Here is an 8,550-nt window from a genome sequence, read left to right as displayed (position 1 = left end):
GTTATTCGTAACTTTGGGGATTAGCCAAGCGGTAAGGCAACGGACTTTGACTCCGTCATGCATAGGTTCGAATCCTATATCCCCAGCCAGTGAGAGCCATTAGCTCAGTTGGTAGAGCACCTGACTTTTAATCAGGGTGTCGAAGGTTCGAGTCCTTCATGGCTCACCAGTTTTATTTACAGGTTTTGCGCGTGTGGCGGAATTGGCAGACGCACTAGACTTAGGATCTAGCGTCTTTGACGTGGGGGTTCAAGTCCCTCCACGCGCACCACTTTGTTTGATGCGGACGTGGCTCAGCGGTAGAGCATCGCCTTGCCAAGGCGAGGGTCGCGGGTTCGATTCCCGTCGTCCGCTCCAAATGCGCCCTTAGCTCAGCTGGATAGAGCGTTTGACTACGAATCAAAAGGTCAGGAGTTCGAATCTCTTAGGGCGCGCCATTTAACTGTTTTACAATAGATATCGGGATGTAGCTCAGCTTGGTAGAGCACCTGGTTTGGGACCAGGGGGTCGCATGTTCGAATCGTGTCATCCCGATACGCATGCACGGCTTCCGTGTAAGTCTTGATCTTTCTGCGCTCAAGGCTTGCACGGAAGAATCTGCGGGTGTAGTTCAATGGTAGAACTTCAGCCTTCCAAGCTGATAGCGTGGGTTCGATTCCCATCACCCGCTCCATACATAAAACATAACGCCGAAAGGCGTTTTTTTTGTTGTGGAGCGGTTGTGTGGGAGAGAACCTACGCAGCGTGGGTACGACCGTCCGTGCAGCTTCAGTGAAGGAACCCGCTCAGGACGCGCGTCAACATCTACCTCTGCGGCGGGCCGAAGGTCCGCTTATTTAATCGAGATGTTGAGTATTCCCATCACCCGCTCCATACATAAAACATAACGCCGAAAGGCGTTTTTTTATATTGAGCGGTTGTGTGGGAGAGAACCTACGCAGCGTGGGTACGACCGTCCGTGCAGGCTTCGCTGAAGGAACCCGCCCAGGACGCGCGTCAACATCTATCTCTGCGGCGGGCCGAAGGTCCGCTTATTTAATCGAGATGTTGAGTATTCCCATCACCCGCTCCATACATAAAACATAACGCCAAAAGGCGTTTTTTTTATTTTGAGCGGTTGTGTGGGAGAGAACCCACGCAGAGTGGGTGCGACCGTCCGTGCAGCTTCAGTGAAGGAACCCGCTCAGGACGCGCGTCAACATCTACCTCTGCGGCGGGACTAATCCGAAGATTTTCCCATGGTGCAACCTTCCATATTTTCTTTGCGTCTGTAGGAAAGACAAGACCAAATTTTCCCGAAGAAGGTGTGGCTAGATGAAGAAGAAGCATGTTGTATCAGGAAGTGTTGCAGCCCTGGCGTTATCCCTGGCGATCGGCGGGTCCGTGTTCGCGGCAGGAGAGGGCTTTACGGATTTGGCGGGAGTCGCCGGTGCCGATAAAATCGCTGCGCTCCAGCAGCAGAAGCTGCTGAAGGGAGACAGTTATTCGGCCTTCCGGCCGCAGGCACAGCTGACAAACGCGGAAGGCGTTCAGCTGCTGGCAAACTTGCTGGCTGACGTGCCGGTCACGAAGGCAGCCGAGGGAAGCGAAACCGCAGCCCTGACAAACGTGAAGGCAGGCGCTTGGTTTGCTCCAGCTTTTCTTACGGTTACGAACCATGGCATCGCCCTTCCGGCTGATATTCAGCCAAGTGAAGGCATGACTCGTGAAGCTTTCACGCAATATTTGATCGAGACGGTGGAAAAGAAGGGCAACCTGCCGATGATCAATTTGGTACCTAAAGACATCGCGGATGACAGCAAAATGACGCCTGAGTATCAAGGGGCTATTCAGCGGGCGCTCGCCTGGGGGATTGCCGACCTGGACAGCAGCGGCAACTTCCGTCCCCAAGATCAAGTGACCCGGTCTGAAGCAGCGGTAATGGTATACAACGCGCTTGAATTTTTGAAAACGCACAATTACCCTAAGCCGGAATAAAAGCGTCGAAAACGGTCACTGTTGTCAAACGGAAACGAGATCCGTCGATGAAGCACAGCCGAAAGGCACGACGAATATCGACAAAAAAGTCACCCTCGCAAAGGGTGGCTTTTTTTGTTGAGAAGACGCTTTTTAGAAAAATAGGAGGCGATCGAGAAAGGGGGAAACCTCTTTTTTCTGCTATAAAAAAAGGACAAGTCTCCCTAAAACCGCCTCTTGACTATCCAGCTGCGGAGGCGTAATATTACTTAAGTATTTAATGATTAAGTTACTAATTGATTAAAAAATTATCTATTAACAAATAATTAATTAGTGTCCTAATGTAACTGCGGCAATACGACGCGGATGGTCACAGATCCATACCACGCCAAGGAGGTCAACCGTTTGTCCAGAAATGAACAATTGTTTGAAGTGGCGGCGATGTTCCGGTCGCTGCTGAAAAGTATGTCCCATGAATGGAACAAAAACAGTGCCAAGCAGTATAATCTGACTTTTCCCCAGTTTCAGGTATTGTATGCATTGAAGCTCCGGGGCCCACAGAAGGTATCCGAACTGGCCGAATTGCTTGGCCTGACGTCTCCTGCCATAACGAGTTTGACGGATAAGCTCCTTGCTTCGGGTTATGTAAACCGGGAAAGGGCCGAGAACGACCGGAGGGTCGTGTATACCTCCATTACAGAGCAAGGGATGTCCACGATCGGGCAAATCGTTGAGGACCAGCAAGAAATCATTACGGTGTTCTTTGAAATGTTGTCCGAAGAGGATGTACAGCATTTGAGAAGGATCTTCTCATTAATGCTTTTGAATATAGATCATCATGAAGCATAGAGGTGAAAGAGGTACATGGAGCATTTAACGCTGAAGCGTAAAGTAACCATCATGATCGCGATTATGGCGGCGATGTTTTTTGCGGCCATTAACCAGACGATCACAAGCACGGCGATGCCGCGCATTATCGCGATTCTGGATGGTATGGATTACTATACATGGACGATTAATATTTATTTGTTAACTTCGACGATTGCGACGATTCTGGTCGGTAAATTGTCGGATATGTTTGGACGCAAGCCGTTCATTCTGATCGGCATCCTATTTTTCATGTTAGGCGCGTTCTTAACCGGTACTTCGGATAATGTGTACCAGTTCATCATTTATCGCGGGATTCAGGGGATTGGCGCCGGTATCATCCAATCGACGGCCTTTACGGCGGTAGGGGATTTGTTCCCTCCGCGCGAACGCGGCAAATGGATGGGCCTCATGACGGCGGTATTCGGTTTCTCCAGTGTCCTGGGACCGACGCTTGGCGGTTATCTGGTGGATCATATCGACTGGCACTGGCTGTTCTGGATCTTCCTGCCGCTTGGCGTTGTCGCTTTTATTATGATTCTGACGCTGTTTCCAAAAGTGGACCGCAAGCACGGACAGAGCGTCGATTACGTAGGTTCTTTGTTCCTGACGACGACGATCGTTCCGCTGCTTCTTGCCTTTTCCTGGGCAGGTACCGAGTACGAGTGGGGCTCTTGGCAGATTCTTAGTCTCCTTGGAGCAACCGTTGTATCTGCACTCATTTTTATTTATGTGGAAACCTTGGTGAAGGAACCGATTCTCCCGCTGCATTTGTTTAAAAACGGCGTGGTGACGGTCTCGAACTTGATCGGCTTTATTATGAACTTTGGCCTGATGGGAGCCATGATTTATATTTCCTTCTACGTGCAGGGCGTGCTGGCTATTTCTCCGACTTATGCGGGTTACGTCACGATTCCGATGTCGCTGTGTATGGTCATCACGAGTGCCATTACCGGTCAATTGATTGCCAAAATCGGGAAATACAAGCGCTTTGCCCTGATCGGGATGCCGGTTATGATTATTGGCATGGGCCTGATGATCTTTATGGATAACATCGCGATGACGATCGTCAGCACGATCATTTTCGGTATTGGCCTGGGCCTCGGGATGCCGGTCTTCTCGCTGGCAACGCAAAATGCGGTGTCGCATAAGGAGCTCGGTGTCGTTACCGCATCGACGCAGCTGTTCCGTAACCTTGGCGGTACGATCGGTATCGCTGTGATGGGTACGGTTATGTCGAACAGTTTGACGAAACATTTGAAAGAAGCGCTGCAGTCGCCGAGCGCGCCGGACTTCAGTTCCCTGGATCCGAAGACGGCACAAGGCCTGCTCGCCTTCGCCAATCCGCAGACACTCATGAACAAGCCACTGGTCGAAAAGACGGAAGCGAGCCTGCCGGAGCAAGCCAGAGCACTGTTCGTACAAATGATCGACAGCATCCGGCACGCGCTGGGTGATACGCTGTCTACCGTGTTCCTTACAGGTACGCTGGTGCTTGTCGTGGCTCTGGTGCTCGTGTTCTTCTTGAAAGAACTGCCGCTTCGTTCCACCAACCAGACACCGGAAGCGAACGCCTCGTCGGGGAATGCGAACGTGAAGCCGGGCAAGGCAGTAACGGCCGAATAATTCCGTTATTGACGGTATCATAGATCGATAACACTGATGAATATGAAAAGCCTGGGCGAAAGGAATTCGCTCCAGGCTTTTTTCGATAGGAGGGGCAGGGGGCCCCGTCTTATTGAAATTTCACGACAAGCGCATTGCTGATTTTCCGGCCGGGAGTGGTCAGGTACTTGCCGTTATAGTACAAACCGCTGGAAGCCCCGCCATCCAGGTTCATGGCCTGGTAGGCTCCGGCCTTCTTCATGATTTCCGCCAGTTGGGGAATGGTAGCTCCCCCGGTGGTCAGCAGGATCAGCCGGTGATCCCGGGTCAGGCCGAGCGCGCTGCGGGCGCCTCCACCGGTAAGAATCTTTGGATCTTTAAAGCCTTCCTTCTTCACGTTCAGCGAAACTTTGCCGTTCACCAGCAGCCGCGGCCCGGCCTGAAGTCCGCCATCGATCCAACCCTGCTCAAAGGCTTGGCCAAAATCGGGTCCGGCGATGATCCGCGCCAAGTGGTTGGCGTCATAAGCGAAGATCGAACGCTTGTCGCCGGGGCTTGGCATCTTGACGGTGCCGTGGCTCACGATATAGCCGTATGGAGCCTTGTAGGCGCCGCTGGTATAAGCGTCAAAAAAGGTGCCGTTGACGGCTACCTTTGCGCCGCTGCGCTTGGCGATGCTGGAGAGGTCTTCGACCTTGCCGGGGGTATTCCCGGCGAGTACGACATCCAGCTGAATTTTCGGATGCAGCAGGTCGATCGTCACCGTCTGGGCGGAAAACGATCTGCCGCCGACCTTATACGTTTGGCGTGCGCTCACGATCGGGTTTTTCAGGGCTTGTCCCACGTTTCGGGTAACGTAGGGGAGGTACTGTTCCACTCCATCCCTGGTCAGCTTGACGGCTGCATCGTCCTTCTGCCAGCTGGCTTCAACGCCGAGCTTGCTGACGATGAGTGACAGCGGTACATAAACCGAACCGTTCTCGCGGAACGGGGCGGCGGCAAGAGCGAGGCTAGTTCCGTCGAAAGCGGCGGACTTCTGCGCGAGGTGAAGCGTCAGACGGTGGTTGCCCCCGAAAATGTCGAGCTGCTTGGCGGCGTCGTTCCACTGGGTGGTTACGCCTTTGAACTCGGTCAAGGAGCGGACCGGCAGGAAAGAATAACCGGTTTTTGCATCGACGATCACGACGTTTTTGACGGCCGAAGCGGCGGAGGCAGGCGCGGATGGCGCAAGGCACACCCAGGTAAGGCACATGATGAGTACTGCGGTTAACCATTTTTTCATGCTGCAAAAATATCCCCTTTGTCTCGAAATATAAACCAATGTTCAGGAAATCATTTCCTTACTAGTATATCGGCTTACAGAGCGGGAACTTTGAGCCGAATGTCATAAGGTTTATTCGCTAAACTATGCTGGGCGAAGCCGGACAAGCTCTCGATGGTGCAAGCATAAAAAAGGAGGAACTTCGATCAACGAAGCCCTCCTTTTGCAATCCGCCCTGTAATCGCAGCGCCTATTCCGCTACGCGCACGTATACCCGGTCTCCATGACGGTCGACCTCCACCGGGGATTCGAACAGGTCGCTGAGCGTGTCCGCGGTCAGCACGTCCTCGGTCCGCCCGCTGCAGACCGCCTCGCCGCGTCTCATCAGCAGCACGTGGCTAAACGCCGGCAAAATTTCCTCCGTGTGGTGCGTAACGTAAATGAGCGTCGGCGCGTCCGGCTGCAGGGTCAGCTCCCGGATGCTGTCCAGCAGCTTCTCCCGGGAAAACAGATCCAGCCCGTTGCACGGCTCGTCCAGAATCAGGATGCGTGGATTGGCCATCAGCGCGCGGGCAATGAGCAGCTTCTGCTTCTCGCCCTGTGAGCAGGTGCGGTATTCGCGGTCCCACAAATGGCCGCAGTTCATCGTTTCCATCAACTCGCGGGCACGGTCGAAGTCCTCATCGCTCGTTTTGTCGTACAGGCCCACTGTGGCGTGCTTGCCGCTGACGACGATGTTCTGGGTGCGATCCGATCCGTACAGACGCTCCTGAAAGGAGTTGCTGACCCAGCCGATCGATTTGCGCAGCTCGCGCAGGTCCACTTCCCCGAAGCGGTGCCCCAGCACACTGACCGAGCCTTCGGACGGCCAAATATAACCGTTGACGATGTTCAGCAGCGTCGTTTTGCCCGAGCCGTTCAGGCCCAGCAGCGCCCAATTCTCGCCGGGCTTCACCTGCCAGCTTACATTTTTCATTAACGTATGCTGCCCGCTTCTCCACGTAATGTTCTCGATATCGATGATCATCAGGTTCCCTCTCTCTCTTGATCCGCAGTCGGATACATGCTGTTCTTCACATGTTAAAACAAATCCCGGTCCTGTCAATACCTGAGCCGAAGAAACGGCAGAGGATAACGTCTCTGGGATGCTCTGATCACTGGCCCAGTCTGGCGATTTCCTTCAATCATACGACGCGGGGAAAAGGGCTGTCGCTGCGATAATTGCTGAACGGGGGAAGCATTTTTTGCTATAATGGGCATCAGACAGCCGGAAATCGGGGCCTGATCCGGCCAAGCCGTCAAGCCGATGGGGATCTCACGTGCTTATACGGCAGGCAGGGGAACAGCGGGTCCACAAAGGAGACATTTTCATGAAAAGGGAAAGCTTTATTCAGCCGGATGCTGCAGGCTGGCTGCAAAAGTTTCATTTTTCAATCCCGATCAAGGTGCGCTACTGCGAGACGGATATGCTTGGACATGTGAATAACGTCAGCTATTTTATGTATTTTGAACAGGGCAGAATCGAATACTTCGAGCAGCTCGGGCTGTTTGGCGACTTGTTCGGCGAGGAGAAAGTGATGGTGGTTGCCGATCTCGAGTGCCAGTATCTCGCCCAGATGTACCGCAGCGATCCGGTGCAGCTCCACGTGCGGGTGGCGTCGATCGGACGCTCCTCCCTGGACATTGAGTATGCCGTCGTCGCTTCAGGAACACTGAAGGCGGCCGGACGCGGCGCGGTCGTGCTGATCGAAACGAAGAGCGGGAAGAGCACTCCGCTGCCGGAGGAAATCAAGGAAGCCATCCGGGCGTTCGAAGGAACGGGTCTGGCGCAATAGCCGTCTGCTTGGAAGAACGTCACTGTAGATGGGGAAAAAGATGCAGAAGCAGATAGGAGCAAATGCTAGTTATGGCAAAGCAAAAATTTTACGTCGTCTGGGAAGGGCATAAGCCGGGAATCTATACGTCTTGGCCCGAATGCCAGGCTCAGGTGAACGGGTATACGGACGCCAAATACAAGTCCTACGAATCGCGCGCGGAGGCGGAAGCGGCTTATGCGGGCGGATGGAAGAAAAACTGGGGCAAAGCCAAGGCGTCGGGCTCAGCCGGAGGTTATACGTCCAAAGCAGCCAAATCCGGCAAGCCGTCTGCGTCGGCATCCTCGATGGAAGAGATCGATTACGACAGCATCTCGGTGGATGTCGGTACGCGCGGCAATCCCGGCCCGGTCGAGTACAAAGGCGTCGATACGCGGACCGGGGAAATTCTGTTCTATGTCGGACCGGTTGAAAATGGAACGAACAACCTGGGCGAATTTATCGCGATCGTCCATGCACTGGCGTATTTGAAGCAGAAGGGCAGCAAGAAGACCATTTACACCGACTCGAAGACGGCGCTGGCCTGGGTGCGCAACAAGAAACCGGCGACGACGCTGGCCCGTAACGAGAAAACGCGGAAGATTTGGGAGCTGACGGACCGCGCCGTGCAGTGGCTGCACGAGAACAAGTACGAGAACAAAATCGTGAAGTGGAAGACCGAGGAATGGGGCGAGATCAAGGCGGATTTCGGCCGGAAATAATACGGAAAAAGAGCCCGGAGCAGCTTGGAAGCGCTCCGGGCTCTTTGGTTTGCAGGAGAGTATGGGTTTAGGCGAAAGCATAAGCATGTATGTTCGCGACCGCTTGTATTTTTGCGTAAGTATGTGTTTATGCGCATCTGTACTGTGCTCTATCGTCGGCATAGGGCTACGCGTAAGCCTGTATTTCCGAGTATGCGTGTGTGATTGCCAGTACGCTTGCGCTTGAGAGAAGCATGCGTTTATGAGATGGGGGCGTGTGTCTCGGGTAGAGACTGGCTGCCGCTGC

General features: G+C 53.6%; 7 protein-coding genes and 7 tRNA genes. 12 read left to right on the top strand and 2 right to left on the bottom strand.

All coding sequences use genetic code 11. The features are described from left to right. Nucleotides 1–14: 14 nt before the first annotated feature. The 10 genes from BCV73_RS22615 to BCV73_RS22570 all read left to right on the top strand — a co-directional run bounded on the left by BCV73_RS22615 (nucleotide 15) and on the right by BCV73_RS22570 (nucleotide 4,449). Nucleotides 15–89: transfer RNA gene (locus tag BCV73_RS22615), tRNA-Gln, on the top strand. Nucleotides 90–93: 4 nt separating this feature from the next. After that, nucleotides 94–169, top strand: a tRNA-Lys gene (locus BCV73_RS22610). Nucleotides 170–187: 18 nt separating this feature from the next. Continuing rightward, nucleotides 188–271: transfer RNA gene (locus BCV73_RS22605), tRNA-Leu, on the top strand. 11 nt (nucleotides 272–282) lie between these two features. Next, nucleotides 283–357, top strand: a tRNA-Gly gene (locus BCV73_RS22600). Between the two features lie 3 nt (nucleotides 358–360). Further along, a tRNA-Arg gene (locus BCV73_RS22595) sits at nucleotides 361–437 on the top strand. Between the two features lie 23 nt (nucleotides 438–460). After that, nucleotides 461–534, top strand: a tRNA-Pro gene (locus tag BCV73_RS22590). Nucleotides 535–599: 65 nt separating this feature from the next. After that, nucleotides 600–673 (top strand) — tRNA-Gly (locus tag BCV73_RS22585). Nucleotides 674–1,314: 641 nt separating this feature from the next. Continuing rightward, nucleotides 1,315–1,977, top strand: a complete 663-nt coding sequence (locus BCV73_RS22580; protein WP_089548613.1) for an S-layer homology domain-containing protein — start codon at nucleotides 1,315–1,317, stop codon at nucleotides 1,975–1,977. 384 nt (nucleotides 1,978–2,361) lie between these two features. Further along, a complete protein-coding gene (locus BCV73_RS22575; protein WP_076177067.1) occupies nucleotides 2,362–2,805 on the top strand; it encodes a MarR family winged helix-turn-helix transcriptional regulator in 444 nt (147 codons plus the stop codon). A 15-nt stretch (nucleotides 2,806–2,820) separates the two neighbouring features. Then, entirely contained in the window at nucleotides 2,821–4,449 is a 1,629-nt protein-coding gene (locus BCV73_RS22570) for an MDR family MFS transporter (protein WP_076177065.1), read from the top strand. 109 nt (nucleotides 4,450–4,558) lie between these two features. Here the strand turns inward: BCV73_RS22570 and BCV73_RS22565 are convergent, their stop codons facing one another. Then, entirely contained in the window at nucleotides 4,559–5,710 is a 1,152-nt protein-coding gene (locus BCV73_RS22565) for a phosphodiester glycosidase family protein (protein ID WP_089548612.1), read from the bottom strand. Between the two features lie 229 nt (nucleotides 5,711–5,939). Next, complete coding sequence (locus BCV73_RS22560) at nucleotides 5,940–6,716, bottom strand: ABC transporter ATP-binding protein (RefSeq protein WP_089548611.1); 777 nt, start codon at nucleotides 6,714–6,716, stop codon at nucleotides 5,940–5,942. 343 nt (nucleotides 6,717–7,059) lie between these two features. On the opposite strand from BCV73_RS22560, the gene BCV73_RS22555 reads away from it, so the two are divergent. Further along, nucleotides 7,060–7,524 (top strand): acyl-CoA thioesterase, encoded by a 465-nt coding sequence (locus BCV73_RS22555; RefSeq protein WP_089548610.1) that lies wholly within the window; start codon nucleotides 7,060–7,062, stop codon nucleotides 7,522–7,524. A 71-nt stretch (nucleotides 7,525–7,595) separates the two neighbouring features. Beyond that, entirely contained in the window at nucleotides 7,596–8,264 is a 669-nt protein-coding gene (gene rnhA / locus BCV73_RS22550; protein WP_089548609.1) for a ribonuclease H, read from the top strand. Nucleotides 8,265–8,550: the final 286 nt, after the last annotated feature.

It is taken from the genome of Paenibacillus sp. SSG-1 (assembly GCF_002224835.1).
Lineage (GTDB): Bacteria > Bacillota > Bacilli > Paenibacillales > Paenibacillaceae > Paenibacillus_AQ > Paenibacillus_AQ favisporus.
This window is presented reverse-complemented; position numbering and strand designations above follow the sequence as displayed.

Excerpts from the sequence above, each read along its gene's own strand:
- BCV73_RS22580 (WP_089548613.1), top strand. The coding sequence starts at position 1,315 with ATGAAGAAGAAGCATGTTGTATCAGGAAGTGTTGCAGCCCTGGCGTTA.
- BCV73_RS22570 (WP_076177065.1), top strand. The coding sequence starts at position 2,821 with ATGGAGCATTTAACGCTGAAGCGTAAAGTAACCATCATGATCGCGATT.
- BCV73_RS22565 (WP_089548612.1), bottom strand. The coding sequence starts at position 5,710 with ATGAAAAAATGGTTAACCGCAGTACTCATCATGTGCCTTACCTGGGTG.
- BCV73_RS22560 (WP_089548611.1), bottom strand. The coding sequence starts at position 6,716 with ATGATCATCGATATCGAGAACATTACGTGGAGAAGCGGGCAGCATACG.
- BCV73_RS22555 (WP_089548610.1), top strand. The coding sequence starts at position 7,060 with ATGAAAAGGGAAAGCTTTATTCAGCCGGATGCTGCAGGCTGGCTGCAA.
- rnhA (WP_089548609.1), top strand. The coding sequence starts at position 7,596 with ATGGCAAAGCAAAAATTTTACGTCGTCTGGGAAGGGCATAAGCCGGGA.